The sequence below is a fragment of the Paracoccus seriniphilus genome (genome assembly GCF_028553745.1).
Lineage (GTDB): Bacteria > Pseudomonadota > Alphaproteobacteria > Rhodobacterales > Rhodobacteraceae > Paracoccus > Paracoccus seriniphilus.
The window spans coordinates 2667905-2688182 of the sequence record NZ_CP067129.1; the positions used below are offsets into that span (position 1 = coordinate 2667905).

Annotated in this window: 19 protein-coding genes and 2 riboswitches; of the genes, 13 read left to right on the forward strand and 6 right to left on the reverse strand. The window is 63.9% G+C overall.

The window, feature by feature from the left end:
* Positions 1-93: 93 nt before the first annotated feature.
* Positions 94-723, reverse strand: coding sequence for a cob(I)yrinic acid a,c-diamide adenosyltransferase (cobO, locus tag JHW44_RS13080; protein ID WP_089342484.1), 630 nt, complete (start codon positions 721-723; stop codon positions 94-96).
* Positions 724-762: 39 nt separating this feature from the next.
* Positions 763-963: riboswitch (cobalamin riboswitch) on the forward strand.
* A 100-nt stretch (positions 964-1063) separates the two neighbouring features.
* On the opposite strand from cobO, the gene JHW44_RS13085 reads away from it, so the two are divergent.
* Genes JHW44_RS13085 through cobJ form a run of 7 tightly spaced genes read left to right on the forward strand, consistent with a single transcriptional unit; the run spans position 1064 to position 8935 of the window.
* Entirely contained in the window at positions 1064-1414 is a 351-nt protein-coding gene (locus JHW44_RS13085; protein WP_089342483.1) for a DUF1636 family protein, read from the forward strand.
* A 3-nt stretch (positions 1415-1417) separates the two neighbouring features.
* On the forward strand, positions 1418-2464 hold the full coding sequence (gene cobW, locus JHW44_RS13090) for a cobalamin biosynthesis protein CobW (protein WP_089342482.1): 1047 nt from the start codon (positions 1418-1420) through the stop codon (positions 2462-2464).
* Positions 2464-5697 (forward strand): cobaltochelatase subunit CobN, encoded by a 3234-nt coding sequence (gene cobN, locus JHW44_RS13095; protein ID WP_089342481.1) that lies wholly within the window; start codon positions 2464-2466, stop codon positions 5695-5697. Before cobW ends, cobN begins: the two co-directional genes overlap by 1 nt.
* Positions 5694-6806, forward strand: coding sequence for a precorrin-3B synthase (gene cobG / locus JHW44_RS13100; RefSeq protein WP_089342480.1), 1113 nt, complete (start codon positions 5694-5696; stop codon positions 6804-6806). The genes cobN and cobG overlap by 4 nt, the downstream gene beginning before the upstream one ends.
* Positions 6806-7435, forward strand: a complete 630-nt coding sequence (locus JHW44_RS13105) for a precorrin-8X methylmutase (protein ID WP_089342479.1) — start codon at positions 6806-6808, stop codon at positions 7433-7435. The genes cobG and JHW44_RS13105 overlap by 1 nt, the downstream gene beginning before the upstream one ends.
* A gap of 4 nt (positions 7436-7439) precedes the next feature.
* On the forward strand, positions 7440-8201 hold the full coding sequence (locus JHW44_RS13110; protein WP_179217595.1) for a precorrin-2 C(20)-methyltransferase: 762 nt from the start codon (positions 7440-7442) through the stop codon (positions 8199-8201).
* Complete coding sequence (gene cobJ, locus JHW44_RS13115) at positions 8198-8935, forward strand: precorrin-3B C(17)-methyltransferase (RefSeq protein WP_089342477.1); 738 nt, start codon at positions 8198-8200, stop codon at positions 8933-8935. The genes JHW44_RS13110 and cobJ overlap by 4 nt, the downstream gene beginning before the upstream one ends.
* Here the strand turns inward: cobJ and JHW44_RS13120 are convergent.
* The gene (locus JHW44_RS13120) at positions 8917-9657 is read right to left on the reverse strand and encodes a cobalt-precorrin-6A reductase (RefSeq protein WP_089342476.1); all 741 of its coding nucleotides are present in this window, start codon (positions 9655-9657) and stop codon (positions 8917-8919) included. The genes cobJ and JHW44_RS13120 overlap by 19 nt on opposite strands.
* On the opposite strand from JHW44_RS13120, the gene cbiE reads away from it, so the two are divergent.
* The 6 genes from cbiE to cobF all read left to right on the forward strand — a co-directional run bounded on the left by cbiE (position 9656) and on the right by cobF (position 15048).
* Positions 9656-10846 carry a precorrin-6y C5,15-methyltransferase (decarboxylating) subunit CbiE gene (gene cbiE, locus JHW44_RS13125; protein ID WP_089342475.1) on the forward strand — a complete coding sequence of 397 codons (1191 nt, stop codon included), beginning with the start codon at positions 9656-9658 and terminating at the stop codon, positions 10844-10846. The two genes, JHW44_RS13120 and cbiE, sit on opposite strands and share 2 nt — an antisense overlap.
* Positions 10843-11190 carry a cobalamin biosynthesis protein gene (locus JHW44_RS13130; protein WP_089342474.1) on the forward strand — a complete coding sequence of 116 codons (348 nt, stop codon included), beginning with the start codon at positions 10843-10845 and terminating at the stop codon, positions 11188-11190. The genes cbiE and JHW44_RS13130 overlap by 4 nt, the downstream gene beginning before the upstream one ends.
* Positions 11187-11960: a precorrin-4 C(11)-methyltransferase gene (cobM, locus tag JHW44_RS13135; RefSeq protein ID WP_089342473.1), complete on the forward strand. Its 774-nt coding sequence runs from the start codon at positions 11187-11189 to the stop codon at positions 11958-11960. The genes JHW44_RS13130 and cobM overlap by 4 nt, the downstream gene beginning before the upstream one ends.
* On the forward strand, positions 11957-13303 hold the full coding sequence (locus JHW44_RS13140) for a cobyrinic acid a,c-diamide synthase CobB (protein WP_089342472.1): 1347 nt from the start codon (positions 11957-11959) through the stop codon (positions 13301-13303). The genes cobM and JHW44_RS13140 overlap by 4 nt, the downstream gene beginning before the upstream one ends.
* 19 nt (positions 13304-13322) lie before the next feature.
* Positions 13323-13543: riboswitch (cobalamin riboswitch) on the forward strand.
* A gap of 32 nt (positions 13544-13575) precedes the next feature.
* A complete protein-coding gene (locus JHW44_RS13145) occupies positions 13576-14241 on the forward strand; it encodes an energy-coupling factor ABC transporter permease (protein ID WP_089342471.1) in 666 nt (221 codons plus the stop codon).
* Positions 14242-14298: 57 nt separating this feature from the next.
* A complete protein-coding gene (cobF, locus tag JHW44_RS13150; RefSeq protein ID WP_089342470.1) occupies positions 14299-15048 on the forward strand; it encodes a precorrin-6A synthase (deacetylating) in 750 nt (249 codons plus the stop codon).
* Between the two features lie 9 nt (positions 15049-15057).
* Here the strand turns inward: cobF and JHW44_RS13155 are convergent, their stop codons facing one another.
* From JHW44_RS13155 to JHW44_RS13170, 4 genes are all read right to left on the reverse strand, one after another.
* Positions 15058-16044 (reverse strand): C45 family autoproteolytic acyltransferase/hydrolase, encoded by a 987-nt coding sequence (locus tag JHW44_RS13155; protein ID WP_179217594.1) that lies wholly within the window; start codon positions 16042-16044, stop codon positions 15058-15060.
* A gap of 8 nt (positions 16045-16052) precedes the next feature.
* Entirely contained in the window at positions 16053-17504 is a 1452-nt protein-coding gene (locus tag JHW44_RS13160) for a biotin carboxylase (protein ID WP_089342469.1), read from the reverse strand.
* 165 nt (positions 17505-17669) lie between these two features.
* Positions 17670-18668 carry a carbon-nitrogen hydrolase family protein gene (locus JHW44_RS13165; protein ID WP_089342468.1) on the reverse strand — a complete coding sequence of 333 codons (999 nt, stop codon included), beginning with the start codon at positions 18666-18668 and terminating at the stop codon, positions 17670-17672.
* 229 nt (positions 18669-18897) lie between these two features.
* Positions 18898-20193 (reverse strand): 4-aminobutyrate--2-oxoglutarate transaminase, encoded by a 1296-nt coding sequence (locus JHW44_RS13170; RefSeq protein ID WP_089342467.1) that lies wholly within the window; start codon positions 20191-20193, stop codon positions 18898-18900.
* Positions 20194-20278: the final 85 nt, after the last annotated feature.

Genomic DNA, 20278 nt, shown 5'->3' on the forward strand with positions numbered 1-20278 from the left:
TGACCTGCGGGTGTATAGCACAAACGCGCGTGGCGCGGTTTGGTTCACAGCCGCGTCAGACCAGCCTGCCGCCAGCCCCGCCGAACCGCAAGTTCAATACTCGACGCCGGCCTGAGCTTTGATTCCCGCCTTGAAAGGATGCTTGATCATGGTCATTTCGGTCACCAGATCGGCAGAATCGATCAATACTTCGGGGGCACCACGCCCGGTCAACACCACATGTGTCATCGGCGGCTTCTCGGATTCGAGGAAATCCACGACCTCCTGCGCGTCAAGATAGCCATAGCGCAGCGCGATATTGACCTCATCCAGCAGCACCATCCGGATCTCGGGATCCCGGATCAGATCCCTGGCCTTGTTCCAGCCTGCCTGTGCGGCGGCGATATCGCGCGACTTGTCCTGTGTTTCCCAGGTGAACCCTTCGCCCATGGCATGAAACTGGCACAGATCCGCGAAATGCGTGGTCAGCATGCGCCTTTCGCCCGTGTCCCATGCGCCCTTGATGAATTGCACGACGGCGCAGGGCATCTCATGGGCGATACAGCGCATGATCATCCCGAAGCCCGAGCTGGATTTCCCCTTGCCCGGTCCCGTATGCACGATGATCAGACCCTTCTCGCCGGTCTTCTGCGCCATCATCCTGTCACGGGCCGCCTTTTTCCGCGCCATTTTCTGCGCGTGGCGGGCCTGATCCTCTGCTGGAAGGTCATGGGTTTCGTTCATTCGATCGCCCCTTTTGCTTGACAAAACACGCCGTCCTGCCTCAGGTGAACGCGCGCTGGTTCCTGTCCTATGACAGGCGAAGAGGGAATGCGACAGGTGTGACACCTGAAAGCAGCCGCCCCCGCGACCGTGACCGGAAAGGTCGCCCATGTCCACTGGCCAAGGCCGGGAAGGAGGGGCAACCGTTGGGGAAACCCTGAATCCGCAAGCCGGGAGACCTGCCAGCGCCGAGTTTTGACGGGCGAACGGGGTGTTTCGCAACCGGCAGGCAAAGTCTGGCGCGATGTCCCCTTTGTCCTTCTGGCCCGGATCCCCGATCCCCACAAGGAAAGGGTCCGCGATGCGCGCGATACTACATGTCTGCACCACCTGCCGCGGCCAGTCGGCAGAGCCGGTCGAACCGCGTCCCGGTGCCAGCCTGCATGACCTGCTGTCCTCATCCCCGCTGCCCGAAGGGGTCGAACTGCGCGCGGTCGAATGTCTGTCCGCCTGTTCCCAGGGATGTTCGGTCGCGCTCAGCGCGCCGGGCAAGTGGAGCTATGTCTACGGACGGCTGACCCCGGAAGACTATCCCGAAATCCTGAATGGTGCCGCCGCATATGCCGCCACCGAAGACGGCCTTGTTCCCTGGCGCGAACGGCCCGTGATTTTCCGCAAGCAGAGCCTTGCACGCATCCCCCCGCAGGAGTGAGCCATGACCGATCTGACCAAAACCCCCGTCACCGTGATCACCGGCTTTCTGGGTTCGGGCAAGACGACCCTCATCCGGCATCTGATGCAGAACCCGCAGGGCAAGCGGCTGGCGGTTCTGGTCAATGAATTCGGCACGGTCGGGGTGGATGGAGAAATCCTGAAGGGCTGCGCCGATGACAACTGCCCGGCCGAGAACATCCTCGAACTGTCCAATGGCTGCATCTGCTGCACGGTGGCCGATGATTTCATTCCCACGCTGGAACGACTGATGGCGATGCCGCAGAAACCTGATCACATCCTGATCGAGACTTCGGGGCTGGCTCTGCCCAAGCCCCTGCTCAAAGCCTTTGACTGGCCCGCCATCCGCTCGCGCATTACAGTCGATGGCGTGATCGCGCTGGCCGATGCCGAGGCCGTCGCCGCAGGACGATTTGCCTCGGATGAGGCCGCCGTGCAGGCTCAGCGCGAAGCCGATGACAGTCTGGACCACGACAGCCCGCTGTCCGAGGTCTTTCAGGACCAGATCTCCTGCGCCGATGTGATCCTGCTGACCAAGGCCGATCTGGCCGGGTCTGCCGGGCTGGCGGCGGCACGCGAGGTCATCGCGGCCTCGGCCCCGCGTCCGCTGCCCGTGCTGCAGGTCACTGACGGTCAGATAGATCCCGCGCTGATCCTTGGCCTGTCGGCAGCCGCCGAAGACGATCTCGAGGCCCGCCCCAGCCATCATGACGGTGCCGATGATCACGAGCATGATGATTTCGACACGGTGGTGATCGACCTGCCCGAATTCGACGATCCGGCCAGCGTCACCGCCGCTGTCGAACGACTGGCGCGCGAACAGAACATCCTGCGCGTCAAGGGGCATGTGGCGATTGCCGGAAAACCGATGCGGCTGTTGGTCCAGGCCGTTGGCACTCGCGTGCGCCATCAGTTCGACCGCCCCTGGGGCGATCTGCCGCGACAGTCCCGCCTGGTGGTGATCGCCGAACATGACCACATCGACCCGGATGCCATCCGTCAGGTGCTGCAGGGGGCCGTGCCAGTCTGATGCATGTCGTCTTTCGCGAAAGCCATGGGCTGGAAGAGGCGGACACTCCCTTTGATCCGGGGCAGACGCCGGCCGATCTTGTGGTGCTGTCCTATTCCGACAGCGACCTTGGCGCTTTCGCGGCCGGCTGGCATCGGGCCGCAGGCAGCCTGCCCTCGTTGCGCCTGTGCAACCTGGTTGCGCTGCGCCATCCGGTTTCGGTCGATACCTATCTGGAGCGCACCCTTGTCGGGGTCAGGGCCATCCTGGTTCGTCTGATCGGCGGAGAGGCCTATTGGCCCTATGGTCTGGCCTCGTTGCGTGACCACGCGATGCGCCACGACATTGCGCTGGCGGTTCTGCCCGCGGACGGGCGCGACGACCCGCGTCTGGATGCGGCATCCACCCTGCCGCAACCGGTTCTGCGCCGCCTGCAACGCCTTTGCGATACCGGCGGCGCAGTGGCGGCCCAGGCCGCGCTGGCCGAGCTGTCGGCCGCGGCGGGACTGCCGGCCGGCCCTGTCGATGGCATGACCGCGATCCCCGACTGGGGGTTCTATGATCCCGATGCAGGCGTCATCCCCCACCCTCCCAAGGGCAACCCGGTTCTGGTTACATTTTATCGCAGCTATCTGACCGCTGCGGATACCGCGCCGGTCGATGCGCTGATACGAGAGTTGCGGCAGGCCGGTTTCACCAGTTGCGGCGTCTTTGCGCCCTCCCTGAAGGCGACGGGTTTCGCAAAATGGCTGTCTGAGGCCATGGGAACGCGCCCCGTCGCCATCGTGAATGCCACCGGCTTTTCCATGCGAAGCGAGAACGGCACGACGCCCTTCGACGGTTTCGACTGCCCCGTGTTTCAGGTCGCCCTCTCCACCAACAGGCGGCGCGAATGGGCCGAGGCCGAACGCGGGCTTTCGCCAGCCGATCTGGCCATGCATGTCGTTCTGCCGGAAATCGACGGGCGGATATTTCTGGGCGTGGTCAGCTTCAAGGCCGCCGAAACCCGCGATCCCGCTCTGCAATACAGCCGCTTTGTCCACAAGGCCCAGCCCGATCGCATCGCCGCAACGGTGCGCAAGGTGCTGGCGTGGCGCAATCTGGCACTCAAACCGCGCGGTGCGCAAAAGCTCGCCCTCGTGCTGTCCACCTATCCGGGGCGCGACTGGCAGATGGCCCATGCGGTCGGGCTGGACGCGCTGGCCTCGGCCGATCACGTCGCACGGATACTGGCAGAACATGGCTATGATGCGCCTGCCGAACCGGACGCGACGGCCTTGCATCATCAGATATCAAGCTGGCCGTTGCAGAACTATCTGGACGCGCTGCTGCAGTTGCCTGAATCCCTTCGCGCGGCATTGCAAGATGCCTGGGGCGAACCTGAATCCGATCCGTCGTTCAGCGATGGCTGTTTTCACTTCGCGGCGCTCTGGCGCGGCAAGCTGTTGCTGGCATTGCAGCCCGAACGCAGCCATCCCCACCAGCGCGACGGGGATTATCACGATCTGAGCCGCGTGCCGCGCCATGCCTATGTCGCCTTTTATCTGTGGCTGCGTGCGCAGCGCATGGACGCGCTGGTGCATATGGGCGCGCATGGCACGCTGGAATGGCTGCCGGGCAAGGCGGTCGCCCTGTCGCAGGATTGCTGGCCCGAGGCGCTGACCGCCGATCTGCCGGTCATCTATCCCTTTATCGTCAATGATCCGGGCGAAGCCGCACAGGCAAAACGCCGGATCGGAGCGGTGACGCTTGGCCATATGCCGCCGCCCATGGTCAGCGCCACCCTGCCCGAGGGTCTGCTGCATCTGGAACGGCTGCTTGATGAATATTCCACCGCAGACGGGCTTGACCCGTCCCGGCGCGAGCGCCTGACCCAAGGCATCCGCGACGAAGCCATGGCCGCCGGGCTTGCCCAGGATCTGGGCATTCCCGAAGAGGCCGGACTGGCCGAGGTGATCACCCGTATCGACCGCTTTGTCTGCGACATCAAGGAAAGCCAGTATGGCGAAGGTCTGCATGTCTTTGGCACCGGCCCTTGCGGACAGGAGGAGGTAGACGGGCTGCTGGCGGCGCTGCGCGGCGCCTTTGTGGCCCCCGGCCCGTCCGGTTCTCCGTCACGGGGACGGCAGGATGTTCTGCCCACCGGGCGCAATCTGTTCAGCGTCGATCCGCGCGGCGTTCCCACTCGCGCGGCACATGCTCAGGGCGTCAAGCTTGCCGAGGAATTGCTGCGCCGCCATCTGCAGGATCACGGCGACTGGCCCAGGGGGCTGGTCGTGGATCTTTGGGGCAGCGCCACCATGCGCACCGCAGGCGAGGAATTTGCCATGGCGCTGCATCTGGCGGGGCTGACGCCGGTCTGGGATCCGGCTTCGGCCCGGGTGACAGCTGTCGAGATCATTCCGCTGGCCCTGCTGAACCGGCCACGCATTGACGTGACGCTGCGCGTGTCAGGCCTGTTCCGCGATGTCTTCCCGGTTCTGGCACAGCTGTTCGAGACCGGGGCCACCGCGCTGGCACAGCGGGAAGAAGACCCCGCCGACAATCCCTATCTCATTGCCACGCCACGGGTTTTCGGGCCGGAACCGGGGCAGTACGGGCTGGGAATGGGCGTTGCCGCCGATCACTTCACACCCGAGGCCCGGCGCGCGGCCGGTGAGGCCTGGCTGAACGCCTCGAGCTGGGCGATCGGGCAGGATGGAACCGCAACCCCACGCAGGCCCGCATTGGAGGCGCGCCTGGCGCAGGCAGACAGTTTCGTTCACGCGCAGGATCTGCCGGAAAGTGATCTGTTGCTGGCGGCGGATTATGCCGCGCATGAAGCCGGATTCGCCGCTGCAATGGCACGCATCGGGGCCGAGAAACCCGCGCTCTATCATCTGGACAGCACCCGCCCCGATCGCCCCCGCGCACGCAGTCTGACCGAGGAAATCGCACGCACTGTCCGCGCACGGGCCAGCCAGCCGCAATGGGCCGATGCCATGACCCGCCACGGCTTTCGCGGCGCCGCGGAAATCGCCGCGACGCTGGACCATCTGGCCGCCTTTGCCCATCTGGCGCAGGCCGTGCCGCCGCATCTGTTCGACCTCTATCATCAGGCAACCCTGGGCCGCCCCGAGATCGTCGCCTTCATGGAACAGAAAAACCCCGAGGCCTTGCAGGCGATGCGGGATCTGTTCGCCCGCCTTGCGCAGGCCGGACTTTGGGTGACGCGCAGCAACTCGATTGCCGCCACGCTGGAGGTAACACCATGAGCAGGATCAAGGGATGGTGTCCCGGTGCCCTGCGGCCCATGGAAAGCGGCGACGGCTGGATTGCCCGGATCAAGCCACGCGGCGGGCGCATTACCTCAGCGCAAGCCAATGCCATCGCCAGCGCGGCCATGCGTCATGGCAACGGGCTGATCGATCTGACAAGCCGCGCCAATCTGCAGATCCGTGGTATCGCGCGCGACAGTTACCCGACCCTGATCGCAGAGTTGCGCGATGCCGGTCTGATCGACAGGGACATCGGCGCAGAAACGCGGCGCAATGTGATCCTGTCGCCCTTCGCGGATGCCCGGGCGGAAGAGCTTGCCGCGAGGCTGGAACAGTTGTTGACCGAATGCGATCTGGAACTGCCCGCGAAATTCGGCTTTGCCGTGGACTGCGGCGCCCAGCGGGTTCTGTCGGACACTCCGGCAGATATCCGGATCGAGCGCGGCGAAACCGGCGATCTGATCCTGCGCGCGGACGGCTGTGAAACGGGAAACGCCCTTCTGGACATGGAACAGGCCCTGCAACTGGCGCGGTGGTTTCTGGACCAGCACGGGGCACCAGACGGGCGGGGGCGGATGAAGGCGCTGATCGCCACCGGTGCACGCCCTCGGGGCGCAGATCTGCGTCCCGTGCCCTCTGCCGCTCCCTTATCCGTCGGTCCGGTCCCGCAGGGGCGCCTGGTCGCGCTGGAATTCGGGCAATGCGATGGCAGGACGCTGGCAGCACTGGCCCGGTACGGATCACTGCGGATGACCCCGTGGCGGATGTTGCTGGTGCCTGCCTTCGATCCGCTGCCGGGCATGTCCCATCTGATCCAAAGCCCTGATGATCCGCGCCTGCGGGTCTATGCCTGCTCGGGTGGCCCGGCCTGTCCGCAAGGACATGCAGCGACCCGCCCCCTAGCCCGCGATCTGGCGCCCCATCTGCCGAAGGGTGCGGTTCTGCATGTCTCGGGCTGCTCCAAGGGCTGCGGCTGGCCGCGCAAGGCGGATATCACCCTGACGGCCACACCGTCGGGTTTCTTCGATCTTGTCCGGGGCGGCACGGCCTCGGACCTTCCCGAGCAGCGCGGTCTGAGTCCCGCCACAATCTCAAAGGCGCTCTAATGCCATATGATTACGAAAAAGACGGTGCGGAAATCTATCGCCGTTCCTTTGCCACCATCAGGGCCGAGGCCGATCTTGACCGTTTCACTGCGGCCGAGGAAATCGTCGCCGTCCGCATGATCCATGCGGCGGGCATGATCGGGCTGGAACGCCATATCCGCTTTTCCCCCGGCATGGCGATTGCCGCACGCAAGGCGCTGCTGGATGGTGCGCCGATCCTCTGCGATGCACGCATGGTCAGCGAAGGCATCACCCGTGCCCGCCTTCCCGCCGAAAACGAGGTGATCTGCACCTTGCAGCACCCCGACGTTCCCGAACTGGCACGCAGCATGGACAACACCCGCTCGGCCGCGGCGCTGGAACTGTGGCGTCCCCATCTGGACGGCGCGCTGGTGGCCATCGGCAATGCGCCCACCGCGCTGTTTCACCTGTTGAACATGCTGGAAGATCCCGCCTGCCCGCGCCCGGCGGCGATCATCGGTTGCCCTGTCGGCTTCATCGGCGCGGCGGAATCCAAACAGGCGCTGATCACCGACCTGCCGGTCCCCTCCATGATCGTCGAAGGGCGTCTGGGCGGATCGGCCATGACTGTCGCAGCCGTCAATGCGCTGGCCGGACGGAGGGAGTAAGACATTGGGCAAGATCATCTGTGCGGGCCTTGGCCCCGGCGATCCCGATCTGATTTCTGTTCGCGCCGACAGGGCGCTGCGCACCGCCGCGCATGTGGCCTATTTCCGCAAGGCCGGACGGCGCGGACAGGCCCGCCAGATCGTGCAGGACCTGCTGCCGGCAGATGCCGCCGAATATCCGATGGAATACCCGGTCACCACGGAAATTCCCTTTGACAGCCTCGAATACAACGACCTGCTGGCCACGTTCTATGACGACTGGGCCGCGCGGCTGGAGGAACTGGCGAAGGATCGCGATATCGTCGTGCTTTGCGAAGGCGACCCTTTCTTCTACGGATCCTTCATGCATCTTTATGTCCGCCTGCGTGGTCGGGTCGAGATCGAGGTGATCCCCGGCATTCCCGGCATGACCGGATGCTGGAATGTCACCGGAACCCCCGTCACCTGGGGCGATGACGTCATGTCGGTGCTGATGGGCACGCTGCCCGAGAGTGATCTGACGCGCCACATGCAGGGGGCCGATGCGCTGGTGATCATGAAAACCGGCCGCAACCTGCCCAAGATCCGCAGTGCGCTGGCCCGCGCTGGCCGATTGCAGGACGCCTGGCTGATCGAGCGCGGCACCATGCCCGGAGAGCGTGTCATCCGCCTGCAAGAGGTCGAGGACCGCGATTGCCCCTATTTCGCCATCGTCATGGTGCATGGGCAGGGCCGCCGCCCCGAGTTGCAGATATCAGGGGCTCGGATATCGGGGGCAGCGCAATGAGCGGCCGGATTACCGTTGCGGGTCTGGGGCCGGGTGCCGAAGGGCTGATCACCCCCGAAGCACAGGCCGCGCTGCAACAGGCCACCGACATCATCGGTTATGGCCCCTATGTCGCGCGGATTGCGGCCCGGCCCGGCTTGAACCTGCATGGATCGGACAACCGCGTCGAACTGGACCGCGCGCGCCACGCGCTGGAACTGGCCGCCACGGGCGCACGGGTGGTGATCGTATCCTCGGGCGATCCGGGTGTCTTCGCCATGGCATCGGCCCTGTTCGAAGAGCTGGAAGGCTGGACCGGCCCGGTTCCGGACATTCGCATCCTGCCGGGGATCACCGCCATGCTGGCGGCCGCAGCACGGGCGGGCGCACCGTTGGGCCATGATTTCTGCGCCATCAACCTGTCGGACAATCTCAAACCCTTTTCGCTGATCGAGAAGCGGCTGCGCCATGCCGCGCGAGGCGATTTCGCCATGGCGTTCTACAATCCGCGTTCAGCCTCGCGCCCGCATCAATTCGCGCGCGTTCTGGAAATCCTGCGCGAAGAATGCGAGCCGAACCGGCTGATCATCTTTGCCCGCGCCATTTCAACCCCGGATGAATCCCTGCGCAGCGTGACACTGGATCAGGCCACCCCGGAAATGGCCGATATGCGCACCGTGGTTCTGGTAGGCAATTCCGCAACCCGGCGCATCGGCCCATGGATCTACACCCCCCGTCATGCCGAGGTGGAGTGATGCAGCCAGTCAAGGGCATCTTCGGGGCGATGCACGATCCTGCGCGAGGGCAGCGCGGGCCGGTCGATCATCACCACCGGCAGGCCCAGTCGTCGCGCCGCGATCAGCTTGGCCTCGGCCCCGCTGCCACCAGAGTTCTTGGCGACCAGATGCGTGACACGATGACGCGTCAGCAAGTCGAAGTCATCCTCGGGCGTAAAGGGGCCGCGCGCGATCACCGCCTCTGCGTTGGGCAGGGGCAGCGGGCCTTGCGGCGCATCCACCAGCCGCAACAGATATCGGTTCGCCCGGCTCGCAAAAGGCTGCAGGTTCTGCTTGCCGATGGCCAGAAAGACCCGCGCCCCGCCATCGGGCAGCGCCGCCGCGGCCGAGTCATAATCCGCGACCATGGTCCAGTTGTCGCCGTCACCCGCGCGCCACGCCCTGCGCTGCAGGACCAGCAGATCCACCCCTGCCCGTTCACAGGCCAGCATGGCATTGCGGCTGATCCGTGCGGCAAAGGGATGGGTGGCGTCGATCACATGGCTGATCTCTTGCTGCCGCAGATAATCGCTCAGCCCCGCCACGCCGCCAAAACCGCCCACCCGCATCGGCAGGGGCTGGGCGCGCGGCGCATCGGTGCGCCCGGCATAGGAAAAGATCGCGTTCATACCGGCACCGGCCAGCAATCCCGCAAGACGACTGGCTTCACTGGTGCCGCCCAACAAAAGGATGCGTGTCATGACTAGGCCCTGGCTGACGATTATCGGCATGGGCGAAGATGGGCCAGAGGGGCTGACAGATGCAAGCCGCCAGGCACTGGCGCAGGCGCGGCTTGTCTTTGGCGGCGCCCGACATCTGGCGCTGGCAAAGATTGGGGACAGGGGCCGCCCATGGCCGGTTCCCTTCGATATTTCACAGGTTCTGGCCTGCAAGCCCGATCCAGTCGTGGTGCTGGCCTCGGGCGACCCCTTCTGGTTTGGCGTCGGCGGAACACTGACCGCGCATCTGGCCCCCGAGGAATGGCAGGTCTTTCCTGCGGCGGGCTGCTTTTCGCTGGCCGCCGCGCGGCTGGGCTGGCGGCTTGAGACAACCCGCTGCATGGGGTTGCATGCGGCAGAATTCGCACGTCTGCGCCCGTTTCTGGCCCGCAAATGCCGCATCCTTGCCACCCTGCGCGACGGGGCGACCCCTGCACGTCTGGCCGATTGGCTTGTAACGCAGGGCATGGGCAGGATGGAACTGGCCGTGCTGGAACGTCTGGGCGGCCCGTCCGAGCGCATCCGCTGGACCCGCGCCGATCGATTCGACCTGACGGATATCCAAGCACCGGTCGCCGTGGCCCTGCGCGGGGATCATCTGCCACGCGGAGAAGGCCTGCCAAATGCCCCCGGACGTCCGGATGAATATTTCACGCAGGACGGCCAGATCACCCGTGCTCCGATACGCGCGATCAGCCTTGCCGCCCTGGCCCCGCGCCCCGGCGAACTGCTTTGGGATATTGGCGGAGGCTCGGGCGCGATCAGCGTCGAATGGGCACTGGCGGGCGGACGCGCCATTTGCATCGAACCCCGCGAAGACCGCACCGACAATATCCGTCAGAACATCGCCTCTTTCGGTCTCTGCGATGCAATCAACTGTCTTCAGGGTGCCGCCCCCGCCGCGCTGGAGGGCCTGCCCGAACCCGATGCAGTTTTCGTCGGCGGCGGGGCCAGTGCCGCGCTATTGGACATGCTGTGGGGTCTGATGCCTGCTGGCGCGCGGCTGGTCTGCAATGCCGTCACGCTGGAAACCGAGGCCCTGCTGATCGCACATCACGCCGATCTGGGTGGGGATCTGACGCGGATCCAGCTGTCCGCTGTGGCGCCCCTCGGCCGGATGCGGGGCTGGCAAACCGCCCGCGCCGTCACTCAATGGAGCGTGACACGATGAAGATCGCTGGAATCGGATGCCGCCCCGGCGCCTCGGTCGAAGCCTTGCGCGATGCGCTGCTGCGCGTCCTGATGATCGCCGGACCGGTCGAGGGCGTCGCCACCATTCCCGCCCGCGCCGCCGAGTTGCGCGCCCTCAGCCTGCCGCTGATCCTTGTCGAGGTGGCGGGCATCGAAACGCCCACCCAATCGCCGCGCATCCAGGCGCTGCATGGCACCGGTTCGGTGGCCGAGGCTGCTGCCATCGCCGCCTGCGGAAAGGATGCCGTGATCATCGCGGCGCGCGTCACCAGCGCCTGCGGAACCGCCACTGCCGCAATTGCAGAGAGTCCCGAAAGCCCATGACCATACATTTCATCGGTGCCGGCCCCGGAGCGCCGGATCTGATAACCCTGCGCGGTCGCGACTTGATCGCAGCCTGCCCGGTCTGCCTCTATGCCGGCAGCCTCGTCCCCCCGGCCTTGCTGGATCACTGCCCCGCCGGTGCCCGCATCATCAACACCGCGCCGTTGACTCTGGACGAGATCATCGCGGAAATGTCGCGCGCCCATACAGCGGGTCAGGACGTGGCGCGACTGCATTCGGGCGATCTGTCTGTCTGGTCGGCAATGGGCGAACAGCTGCGCCGCCTGAGAGCGCTGGACATCCCCTTTGACGTGACACCCGGCGTGCCATCCTTTGCGGCGGCCGCAGCAGTCTTGCAGAGCGAGTTGACCCTGCCGGGGCTGGCGCAATCCGTGGTGCTGACGCGCACTTCGGGGCGGGCCTCGCAAATGCCCGATGGCGAGACATTGCAGAATTTCGCCCGCACCGGCGCGACATTGGCCATCCATCTGTCGATCCATGCCTTGCCGGATGTGGCCGAGGAACTGATCCCCTTCTATGGCGCGGATTGCCCCGCCGCCGTGGTCTGGCGCGCCAGTTGGCCGGACCAGAAGATCATTCGCGCGCGCCTTGCCGACATCGCCACGCAGGCCGAGGGAATCGACCGGACCGCGCTGATTCTGGTCGGTCCGGCTCTGGCGGGACAGGATTTCGACGACAGCCGTCTTTACGCCGCCGATTACGACCGCCGCTATCGCCCCATTGGCCCAGAACCGAGGTTCCCCGAATGAGCAATATGCCCCTGACACCGGGCCTGATGATTTCCGCACCCTCCTCGGGCACCGGCAAGACCATGTTGATGCTGGGCCTGCTGGCGGCCCTGCGGGCGCGCGAAATTCGCGTGCAGCCCTTCAAGTCCGGGCCGGATTACATCGACCCCGCCTTTCATCTGGCGGCCGCCGGGCAGCCCTCGTTCAATCTGGACAGCTGGGCGATGGGACAGGCGCAGATCGTTGCGCATCTGCAAGGACGCGAACCTGCCGATCTGGTGCTGGCCGAGGGGTCGATGGGGCTGTTCGACGGGGTGGCGTCGCCTGGGGAACATGGCATCGGTGCCAGCGCCGAGATCGCCATGATGACCGGCTGGCCCGTGCTGCTGGTTCTGGATGTCTCTGGGCAGGCGCAATCGGCGGCAGCCATCGCACATGGATTTGCCACGCTTGCCCCCGATCTGCCCTTTGCCGGCGTGGTGCTGAACCGCGTGGCCTCGCCCCGGCACGAGGCGCTGATCCGCGAAGGCATGGCGCGCGCCGGGATCGCGGTGCTGGGATCACTGCCCCGGCGCGGCAATATCGAACTGCCCGAACGCCATCTGGGTCTGGTGCAGGCCGAAGAGACCCCGCATCTGCGGGCGCTGCTGGATCAGGCGGGCGAATTTGTCGGGCAGCATTGCGATCTGGACGCGATTCTGGCTGCCGCCGCGGCACGCCCCCTGATGCAAGTCGCCTCGCATCACCCCGTGCCGCCACCCGGTCAGCGGATCGCTCTGGCACGGGATGAGGCATTCAGCTTCGTCTATCCGCATCTGATCGACGAATGGCGCCGGCAGGGCGCGACCATCCTGCCATTTTCGCCACTGGCGGATCAGGCCCCCGATGACAGTGCCGATTGCTGCTGGCTGCCCGGCGGTTATCCCGAACTGCATGCCGGTCGCATCGCCGGGGCAGGCAATTTCTGCGAGGGGCTTGCCCGATTCGCCCGCAGCCGCCCGGTGCATGGTGAATGCGGCGGCTATATGGTGCTGGGCGCGGGGCTGACGGATGCCGAAGGCAAGCGCCATGCCATGACCGGCCTGCTGGGGCTGGAAACCAGCTATCACAAGCGCCGGATGCATCTGGGCTATCGCATGGCGCGGCTGGATGCGCCAATGCCCGGGCTGCAAGCCGGGGCAACCCTGCGCGGTCATGAATTTCACTATGCCTCGATCCTGTCGCAACCGGATGAGCCGCTGGCGCGCGTCAGTGACGCCAACGGAAATCTGGTCGCGGAAACCGGATCGCATCGCGTGATGCCCGGTGGCGGGCATGTCACGGGCACCTTCTTTCACCTGATTTCGCGCAGCCAGAATGCTTGACCGCGCGCGCGCAATGCAATTTAGCTGAAACTCTGATCGGTGCCCGTACAGACGCCAAGCGTCGGGCTTCATCGGGAATGGGGAAGGGTGGACCAAATCGCGGCACCCGAAGCCCCAGCCGCCCCCGCGACTGTATGCGGAGAGCGTGCTTCAACAAAGCCACTGGCCCATCGGGCCGGGAAGGCCGAAGCGACGCCTTGACCCGCGAGCCAGGAGACCGGCCGTCAGCCCATAACCAACAGCCGTCGGGTGGGACGGCAAAGGAGACTGACATGCATATCGAACCCGGAATTGTCACCGGCGCAAAGCTTGCGCTCAGCTATGCCACGGCCGCGGCTGCCGGAGCCTATGGCCTGAGGCTGGCCTTCCAGACCGCACAGGAGAAGGGCTGGACCTCGCTGGCCCTGCGCAGCGTGCTGACCACGGCGCTTGTCTTCGTGTTCTTCGAGGTTCTGCCCCATTACCCGGTCGGCGTTTCCGAAGTCCATTTCATCCTCGGCTCGACATTGTTCCTGCTGTTCGGCGCGGCGCCCGCGGCCATCGGCCTTGCGCTTGGTCTGCTGACACAGGGCCTGCTGTTCGCACCCTTCGATCTGCCGCAATACGGCATGAACATGACCACGCTGCTGGTGCCGCTGTTCGGCCTGTCGGCTCTGGCCAACCGGATCATCGCACCGGGCACCGCCTATGTCGATCTGCGCTATGGACAGGCGCTGGCCCTGTCGACGGCCTATCAGGGTGGCGTCGTGGCCTGGGTGGCCTTCTGGGCGATCCTCGGTCAGGGCGTTGCCGGTATCGAAGGGGTCGCGACCTTTGGCGTGGCCTATATGACCGTGATCCTGATCGAACCACTGGTCGATCTGGCGGTGCTGGCTGTGGCGAAATCCATGCGCAGCCTTCAGGGCAGCGCCCTTGTCACGCCCCGTCTGTTCGCCTGAGCAACAGGAGGCGCGCGGGCTGAAACCGGCCCGCGCATACCAAGGCATGAGGTCGCGATGATCGAACTGAGCCTGATCGGCATTGGCACCGGAAACCCCCGGCATCTGACCCTGCAGGCGATCGATGCGATGCGTTCGGCCGATCTGATCCTGATACCTCTCAAGGGCGCCCAAAAGGACGATCTGGCCGGGCTGCGCCGCAGGATCTGCGCTGATCATTGCGCCCCCGATTGTCAGGTGATCGAATTTCCGCTGCCGGTCCGCGACGCCAGTCACGCCGATTACCGTCAGGGCGTCGATGACTGGCATGATGCCATCGCGCAGGCCTGGCTGGGACAGATACGACAATATCTGCCCGAGGGCGGGAAACTGGCCTTTCTGATCTGGGGTGATCCGTCACTCTATGACAGCACCCTGCGCATCGCCGAGCGGCTGACCGCGCATCTGCCACTGCAGACGCAGGTCATCCCCGGAATTACCGCCATTCAGGCGCTTTGCGCGGCACATGCTATTCCGCTGAACACCATCGGTGCGCCGGTCCATGTCACCACGGGCCGCAATCTGCGCGACCACGGCTGGCCGGCGGAGAGCGATTCGGTCGTCGTGATGCTGGATGGGTCCTGTTCCTTTCAGACCCTGCCGCCAAAGGATCTGTATATCTGGTGGGGCGGCTTTGTCGGCATGCCCGAACAGATCCTGCTGAAAGGTCCGCTGGCCGAGATCGGCAGCCGGATCATCGAGACACGCGCGCAGGCGCGAGCCGCCCATGGCTGGATCATGGATATCTATCTGCTGCGGCGGGTCTGAACCGGACCGTCAGCCCAAGGGCGGAGAATGCGGGATCAGCACGCGCTGCGAGCCGGTCACGAAATGATCGAAACTATGGGTCCAGACGTGATGGGGCCACCAGACCTGCATCATCTGATCGGCGGGCATATAAGCCGCCGTATACAAGGTGCCGAACCCCGAAGAAAACGCAGTGGAATACAGCGGTGGGCGCAGGAACATGCTGATGAAGCGATCCTGGGTTTCCGGGTGCAGGGTCAGCCGGTTCAGCAGGAACCGCTGACGTTCCACCGTGGCGGTAAACCTGGCATGACCGGGCCATTCCACCCGCTCCTGATGATTGGTGGCGACCGGAGTCTGCGAGATGATCGTCGGGCGGTCCGGCGTCAGATAGGCGGTGAAATAGCGCCTCTCTGCGTCAAGAACGGTGACGTTATAGCTCATGTGGCAGGGCACGCGGCGCAGCACTTCGGCGGCCTCGTCCAGCGTTTCGCAGGTCTGCAGGATATAGCGCAGGATCAGCGGAATGCCGAAACCATCGCCGACCTCGCGCCGCCCTCCGAAGGTCAGGGACAGAGCCAGCCCGGCGTCATTCATGCCGTCGATCAGCCCGAACATGCCATCGCTCATCCCGATGACACGCCGTCCCTGCCAGGCTGTGCGCATCAGGATGGCGTCAAAGGCATCCGGGCTATAGTCGTAATTGCGCACCAGCAGCGGCCTGTCGCCCTGCCAGATTGCCTGGCTGCAGCCCGACAGATAGCGCGGCGGGCAATAGAAACTGAGAAATCTGGCCTGGCTGTCCCCACCGCCAACCAGTTCGCAAAGCTCTTCGTAAAGTGGCAGGATTTCCGGCATATGTTGTGCCAGCGCAAGACGGCACTCGCGATAGGTGGGACGGCCGGACAAACCTTCCGAAGCCCACCATTTGCGATAGGACGGCCAGTACAGGTTGAACAACCCGGCCCAGATCGGGCCGGGCTCGTCTTCGCTGATCGCCTGAAAGTTCAGGGACATGTCCTGGCTTACATGATCTTGAAGGCAGGCGGCTCCATGGCCTGCGCCGCCGGAAGCGGCTGGGCGGAAAATGCGTTCTTGATGCCGTGGATCCATTTCTGGGACCGTTCGGTCAGCTTGAACCCGGCGGTCATGGACCGGCCCCGCGTCACCAGAATGCCCAGATCGGCGCCTTCATAGCGATAATCACCCGGTGCCGAGATCCGCAGGAAGAAGGCCTCATTCTCGGCCTCGACCGCGCGGCGGTGGTAATCGAAGCGGTCAAACACCACGCGCCCGTCATCAAGCATCTTGTAGATGCCGCTTTGCGGGGCCTCGGTGATGATATCGACATTGTCGTCGGTATGCTTGATGACCATCTGCGACCAGCTGTCGATCATGTCGGGGTCAGCCCATCTTGCGTTCAGTTCGGCGACATCCAGTTCAAAGGGCTTTTTCGAGAACGCCAGCAGATGGAACAGGAAAAGCGGCGCATCGGCATGGGCGAAAGCCGCATGATTGGTCATCGAACTGGCACCGGTGATCCTTGGGTTCAGCTCTCCCAGCCACAGGTCGCCGGTCTTCTTGTCGATCAGGAAATCCAGTTCGAAATAGCCGCGATAGCCCTCCTTGCGCAGTTGTTCACCGAACTTGAAGGTCAGATCGCGCGCCTTCTGACGCACGGCAGGCGCAAACGAGGTCGAGAAGATCTCGTTCCCGCACCACCCGCCGCGATAGGGCGTCAATTCCTTGAAGCCGACCAGTTCGGTCATCAGCGGGCCCACGATGGTCCCCTGCTGGGTGACACAGGCTTCGATGGCTGATCCGCGGCAATTGATCCGCTTCATGATCTTGATCTCGCCCTGGCCGACGATTTCATGCTGGTGCTTGCGGAAATCGGCCTCGGACTTGATGAAGAAGGTCGTATGGCCGCTGTCACCAAAGGCCGATTGCAGCACCAGGTCATGGCCCAGACCGGCCTTGTCGCAGATCTTTTTCAGATCGGCATAATCCTTGATCACCGACAGCGTATTGGGCACCGAGGGCACGCCGGCCTTGTTGCCGATGCGGACGGTTTCGATCTTGTTGTCACAGCGTTCGCGCAGCTTGGCCTTGGGGAACCAGATTTCGCCGCCCAGTTCCTTGACCAGCATCTCGGTCTTTTCATCGAACATCAGAAAGACGAATTTCGGCTTGCCGCCCCGACGCTTGATCAGGTCGATGACTTCCTTGTGTTGCAACAGATAGTTGTTGATGTCCTCGATCGACTGGAATTCCTCATGCGGGACTTCGGACGGCACGAAGACATTCGGGTGACGCCCGTCAAAGCAATCCATGTAGCAGATATACTTGAAGTTCTTGACCCATTCATCGATGCCCAGAAGATTGAAATTCGTGGCCGAGACGAAATAGATCGGATCGCTATTGGTGTGAAAATAGCGACGGATCTCGGAAATGTTCTTCAGCGTCTTTTTCGGCATGGGCGGCTCCCCCCTGTTGCAGGTCCAGCATTTTGCTTGTCGTTACCGAAACGCTGGCACAGTGGGACAGTTCTCACAAGCCTGATACGCCACAACCGGAAGGGCTTTGCTTCGCGATGGCTGCGACCTGCCGCGCAAACCTGCGCGACAGGGCCGTGTCAAGGATCATTCGACGCGATGTGCGACCTTGGGCGGCACCGCCGGAACGATCTCGGGTTGGGCCTGGGCGGCAACCGGTGTCATGGGAACATGTGTCGGAGGCGTGGCCAGCATGCTGCGCGGATCCGCGCCATGCAGCCCGGCGGGCGACCCCTGACCCGGCGTCTGCAGCGGTCCCAGCTTTTGCAGATAGCTGTCGGTGCCGCTGCTGCGGTCATAGACCGAGAAATCCACGCTGCGGTCGCGGAAGCTTTTCAGAACCTGACCCAGTCCCTTCATGCCGGTCTCGCGCTGTCGACGGACCTGATCCAGATCGACCTCTATGGGGAAGATGTCTTCCTGTCCGCCCGATTGGTGCAGCACCGTTGCCGAAGGATCGACAACCAGCGACCGTCCGACGCCACCGGCACTCAGCCCGTTCACATCGAAGACATAGCACTGGAACTGCGCCGCCGTTGCCCGCGCGATGGCCAGTTCTGCGTCACGGTCGGTGGTGCCGGTCAGGACCGGATGCAACAACACTTCGACGCCCTGGCTGGTCAACTGTCGGGTCGTTTCAGGGAACCAGATATCATAGCAGATCGACAGGCCAAAGCGCCCGACATTCGGCACGTCGAAGACGCAGAATTCGGTTCCGGCAGCAATACCCTCTTCGTAAGGCCGGAAGGGGAACATCTTGGAATATTTGGTGACGATCTCGCCATCGGGATTGATCACGACCGAAGTGTTCAGAATACGCCCGTCCTCGGTCTGTTCGAACATCGACCCCGGGATCAGCCAAAGACGGTGCTGACGGGCCTTTTGCTGGAACTGTTCCAGAGCGGCATTGGGAAACGGCTGCGCGAATTTGTTCAACGGGCCGAATGGAGACAATTCGCTGAACAGCGCCATCTGCGTCCAGGGAAAGCGCGCCATCAGAATATCGACGCGCTGCAACATGGCTTCGACATTCGACTGCAGCGCCGAAACATGCATCTGTATGCCTGCAATCGCAAAGGGGGTCATTCTGTTCCAAATCTCCTGTTAGCGCGCGCAGCGTTCCTGCCGCGAACGACCAGATGTCGTTATCTATGTGTAGTGCCCCGCCCCGTTTACAATGCGGAACGGAGCATTCATCCGGCCCGCAGCCGTATATGCCTGAATTTCGGGCAAAAGAGATGTCTCGTCCCCCGCCCGAAATATTTCATATGGCCCGTCCCATTGCGGACTGCGGCCCTGAAGGCGGGAATCCGGCTCAGGCAGCGCGGCTTTCGGTCACGGCTTTTCGGGCGGCACGCAGCGATTCGGTCAGGATATCCAGCGATTCAGCGAATACCTCGTCCTCGATGGTGATCGGCGACAGGAAGCGGATGACATTGCCGTAAACGCCGCAGGTCAGCAGGATCAGCCCGCGTTTCAGGGCCTCGTCGCGCACCGCTGCAGTCATTTCGGGCAGCGGGGTGCCGTCGGAATCGATGAATTCGGCGGCGACCATGAAGCCGGGGCCACGAACATCAGCCATTTCAGGCACTTCGTTCTGCAGACCCTTCAGGCGCGCCTTCAGCTGATTGCCCAGGGTTTCGGCACGTTCGCACAGGCCCTCATCCTCGATGACATCCAGAACCGCCAGTGCCGCCGCGATTCCCAGCGGGCTGCCGCCATAGGTTCCGCCCAGACCACCCGGTTGCGGGGCGTCCATCACCTCGGCCCGGCCGACAACGGCCGACAGCGGATAGCCACCTGCAAGGCTCTTGGCCATGGTCATCAGATCGGGCGCCACATCATAGTGTTCCATGGCAAACAGCTTGCCGGTGCGCGCGAATCCGGTCTGCACCTCGTCCGCGATCAGCAGGATTCCATGCTCGTCGCAAATCTCGCGCAGGCCGCGGACCAGTTCGGCCGGAGCGGGGTAGAAGCCGCCCTCGCCCTGCACCGGTTCGAAAATGATCGCGGCAACGCGGGTCGGATCGACATCCGCCTTGAACAGATTGCCAATGGCCGCCAGCGAATCCGCCACCGTGATGCCATGGGCCTCGGTTGGAAAGGGCACATGCCAGACATCTGCGGGCAGCGCCCCGAAACCGGCCTTGTAGGGCTGAACCTTGCCGGTCAGCGCCATGCCCATGAAGGTTCGCCCATGGAAACCGCCCGAAAAGGCAATGACGGCCTGGCGACCGGTATGGGCGCGGGCAATCTTGACGGCATTCTCGACGGCTTCTGCACCGGTGGTTGCGAACAGTGATTTCTTGGCGAAATCACCCGGAGCGGCGGCGTTCAGACGCTCGGCCAGTTCGACATAGTTTTCATAGGGCGCAACCTGATGGCAGGTATGGCTGAAGTGATCGATCTGGTTCTTGACTGCTTCGACCAGACGCGGATGACCGTGGCCAGTGTTGACCACCGCGATCCCTGCGGCAAAGTCGATGAAACGATTGCCTTCGCTGTCCCACAGTTCGGCATTCTTGGCACGGGTCGCGAAAAGAGGCGTAGAAACCCCGACTCCACGAGAGATGGCGCTGGCACGGCGTGCCGAAAGTTCTGCATTGGTCATGGCATCTGTCCTTAAACTGTGATCAATATATTAACCAAAGTGATCTTAGTGACAAGATGCCTTGAATAGGTGAAACCGGCCCGGC

Bases quoted from the DNA above. Each gene is read 5' to 3' on its own strand.
- cobO (WP_089342484.1), bottom strand. From the start codon at position 723: ATGAACGAAACCCATGACCTTCCAGCAGAGGATCAGGCCCGCCACGCG.
- JHW44_RS13085 (WP_089342483.1), top strand. From the start codon at position 1,064: ATGCGCGCGATACTACATGTCTGCACCACCTGCCGCGGCCAGTCGGCA.
- cobW (WP_089342482.1), top strand. From the start codon at position 1,418: ATGACCGATCTGACCAAAACCCCCGTCACCGTGATCACCGGCTTTCTG.
- cobN (WP_089342481.1), top strand. From the start codon at position 2,464: ATGCATGTCGTCTTTCGCGAAAGCCATGGGCTGGAAGAGGCGGACACT.
- cobG (WP_089342480.1), top strand. From the start codon at position 5,694: ATGAGCAGGATCAAGGGATGGTGTCCCGGTGCCCTGCGGCCCATGGAA.
- JHW44_RS13105 (WP_089342479.1), top strand. From the start codon at position 6,806: ATGCCATATGATTACGAAAAAGACGGTGCGGAAATCTATCGCCGTTCC.
- cobJ (WP_089342477.1), top strand. From the start codon at position 8,198: ATGAGCGGCCGGATTACCGTTGCGGGTCTGGGGCCGGGTGCCGAAGGG.
- cbiE (WP_089342475.1), top strand. From the start codon at position 9,656: ATGACTAGGCCCTGGCTGACGATTATCGGCATGGGCGAAGATGGGCCA.
- JHW44_RS13120 (WP_089342476.1), bottom strand. From the start codon at position 9,657: ATGACACGCATCCTTTTGTTGGGCGGCACCAGTGAAGCCAGTCGTCTT.
- JHW44_RS13130 (WP_089342474.1), top strand. From the start codon at position 10,843: ATGAAGATCGCTGGAATCGGATGCCGCCCCGGCGCCTCGGTCGAAGCC.
- cobM (WP_089342473.1), top strand. From the start codon at position 11,187: ATGACCATACATTTCATCGGTGCCGGCCCCGGAGCGCCGGATCTGATA.
- JHW44_RS13140 (WP_089342472.1), top strand. From the start codon at position 11,957: ATGAGCAATATGCCCCTGACACCGGGCCTGATGATTTCCGCACCCTCC.
- JHW44_RS13145 (WP_089342471.1), top strand. From the start codon at position 13,576: ATGCATATCGAACCCGGAATTGTCACCGGCGCAAAGCTTGCGCTCAGC.
- cobF (WP_089342470.1), top strand. From the start codon at position 14,299: ATGATCGAACTGAGCCTGATCGGCATTGGCACCGGAAACCCCCGGCAT.
- JHW44_RS13155 (WP_179217594.1), bottom strand. From the start codon at position 16,044: ATGTCCCTGAACTTTCAGGCGATCAGCGAAGACGAGCCCGGCCCGATC.
- JHW44_RS13160 (WP_089342469.1), bottom strand. From the start codon at position 17,504: ATGCCGAAAAAGACGCTGAAGAACATTTCCGAGATCCGTCGCTATTTT.
- JHW44_RS13165 (WP_089342468.1), bottom strand. From the start codon at position 18,668: ATGACCCCCTTTGCGATTGCAGGCATACAGATGCATGTTTCGGCGCTG.
- JHW44_RS13170 (WP_089342467.1), bottom strand. From the start codon at position 20,193: ATGACCAATGCAGAACTTTCGGCACGCCGTGCCAGCGCCATCTCTCGT.